Source organism: Phenylobacterium sp. (genome assembly GCF_035944335.1).
Lineage (GTDB): Bacteria > Pseudomonadota > Alphaproteobacteria > Caulobacterales > Caulobacteraceae > Phenylobacterium.
Window position 1 is genome coordinate 1 of the sequence record NZ_DASZBG010000116.1, and the last position, 2,406, is coordinate 2,406.

General features: G+C 67.2%; 3 protein-coding genes. All 3 read left to right on the top strand.

What is annotated here, in order from left to right; all coding sequences use genetic code 11:
- On the top strand, nt 1–639 hold a 639-nt coding region (locus VGT80_RS17695; RefSeq protein ID WP_327457976.1), incomplete at its 5' end, for a hypothetical protein.
- Between the two features lie 224 nt (nt 640–863).
- Nucleotides 864–1,784, top strand: coding sequence for a TSUP family transporter (locus VGT80_RS17700; protein ID WP_327457977.1), 921 nt, complete (start codon nt 864–866; stop codon nt 1,782–1,784).
- Between the two features lie 86 nt (nt 1,785–1,870).
- Nucleotides 1,871–2,406 (top strand): hypothetical protein (locus VGT80_RS17705; RefSeq protein WP_327457978.1); only part of this gene is annotated, 536 nt, incomplete at its 3' end.

A 2,406-nucleotide genomic window follows, 5' to 3' on the forward strand; every position in this document is an offset into this window, starting at 1 on the left:
CCCTGGCACGGCGTCCGCGAGTTCCTGAAGGAGATCGGCACCATCGTCATCGGCGTGCTGATCGCCATCGCCGCGGAGCAGACGGCGGAGGGGCTCCACAACCGTGCGCTGGCCCGCGAGATGACCGAGAAGCTGCGGGCCGAGAGCGAGGAGAATCGCCACGTCATCGCCTATGACGTGAAGAGCCTCACGCAAGGGCTCGTCTCCACGGACGCCGTGCTTGCGGTGCTGGCGAAGGGCGAGAGCACGCCGCCCCCGCCGCTGCAGCGGCCGGATCTCTTCCTGCCGGCGGACGCCGCCTGGACCGCCATCCGCGACAGCGCATTGCTTCCGATCATGCCGAAGCTGTTGATCGACAACGGCTGGAAGGTGGAAGCCACCCAAGGGTACCTCGACAGCAGGATGAGCGCGATCACCCAGTCGGCCGATCAGGCGGAGGCCGCGCTGGCGGTCCGCCAGGCGACGCCCGGCGACGCCGATCTGGGGCGCACGGCGCGTCTTCGCCTTGCGGAGTTGCGCGTGCAGGAGGCCCGCCTGCTCCGCACGATGGCCGAGTTCCAGACGATCGACGAGCAGATGGTCCGGGGCGAGCGGATCGACACCCCCGGCGCCTCGCAGCCCACCCCGGCGCGGAAGTAGCCATGGACAGCCGTTTGGCTCCGTCGCAATCCGGCTTGTCGCCAGCGGCGTCTTCGATTTCTTCAATGATTTCAGAGAACGCCCTTCGCGCGGGCTGAGCCATTGCGACATGAGAGCCCAGGTTTTCGGCTAACCTGACAGGGCCCATCCTTGGCGAGTCGACGAGAGCGCGAACCCTGCCTAGGTTGGCGTCGCAAGCTTTGCTGTCGCATGGCCGCGGAGGAATGGCATTGCTCACCCTTATCCTGGTCCTTCTGGCTATGGCCGCGGCCCGGTACGCCATCGTGCTGGTGCGCAGCGCACTCGCCCAAGGCGCCCTGAGACTGGGGTTGGAGGCCACCGCGGTCGGGGCGGTGGTGAACTTCTTCGACACACTGGGCATCGGCTCGTTTGCTCCGACAATGGCCTGGCTCAAGATCCGCGTCCGCATGCCGGACCGCCGGATTCCCTGCACCCTGATCGTGGCCTGCACCCTGCCGACGATCGTCCAGGCCGGGATATTCCTCGTTCTGCTGGGCGTGCACGTCGACACCCTCTTGCTGGTTGGCTACTCCATCGCCCTGCTGCTCGGCGGGCTCTTTGGGAGCCGCGTGGTCCGCTGGGCGCCGATCTGGATCGTGCAGGGCGTCGTCGCGGCAGCCTTGCTCATCGCCGCCGCACTCTACGCCGCATCAAACCTGCACCTATTGCCTGCAGGAGGTCTGGCGGCGTCCTTGCCGATTCCGCTGGTGATAGCCGCCGTCGCGGCGAGCTTCGTGATGGGCGTGCTGCTGAACTTCGGGATTGGCCACTACGCCCCGTCTCTGCTGATGTTCAGCCTGATGGGAATGGACCCAAGACTGGTGTTCCCGATCATGGCGACCGGAGGGGCGCTCGCCGCAACGGTGATCAGCGCGCGACACATCAAGCAGGGCCTGGCCGATATCCGCATCGCCCTCGGCTTCGCGGTGGGAGGCGCGGTGGCCGTGGCCATCGCCGCGCTGATCGTGAAGAACCTGCCGGTCGAGCTACTTCGCTGGCTGGTCATCGTGGTCGTCGTCTACGCCGCGACCGTGATGCTAAGGGACGCGCTCGCAACCCTTCGAAGCGGGACGTCAGACGACGATGTCCTGGCCTTGGCTGTCGCTGAGGGACTGACCGACTGATCCAGAATTCGCGGTGACAGGACCTAGCGGTCCTTCGGCGAGTCCGCCTAGGCTCCGGTCAAGGTTGATCCGCTGGGGGCGGCGCATTGGACATCCACAAACCGAGGCCGTGGCATGGCTGGCGCGAGTTCGCCAAGGAGTACGCCATCATCGTGCTGGGCGTGCTCACCGCGCTCGCGGGCGAACAGCTGGTGGAGCACATTCACGAGGGGCGCCTCGCCGCCGAGGCGCGGGAGAACGTTCGGCAGGAGATGGTCGAGACCTTCGTCCAGTTCGACAAACGCAAGTCGGTGCAAGCCTGCATCACGGCCAGGCTCGACGAGATTCAGGCGCTGCTCAGGAGCGCGGGAACCCCCGGCTACAGGCCGCCGAGCTGGATCGGGCGGCCGCAGCTGTGGAATACGCTCACCGACCGCTGGGAGGCCGCCGCCCAAGCCGGCCGGGCGAGCCTGTTCGATCCCGATGAGCAGGCGCGCTACAGCCAGGTGTACACGAGCCTCAAGAACGCCGCCGCCGCCGAAGGTCGCGAGCAGCAGGCCTGGGCGCAATTGCGCGCGCTGCAGGACGAGCCTTCCCCCAGCCCGACGCTGGTCGCCACGCTCAAGCTCGCCCTTCAGCAGGC

Coding starts and splice junctions, on each gene's coding strand:
- VGT80_RS17700 (WP_327457977.1), top strand. CDS start 864: ATGGCATTGCTCACCCTTATCCTGGTCCTTCTGGCTATGGCCGCGGCC.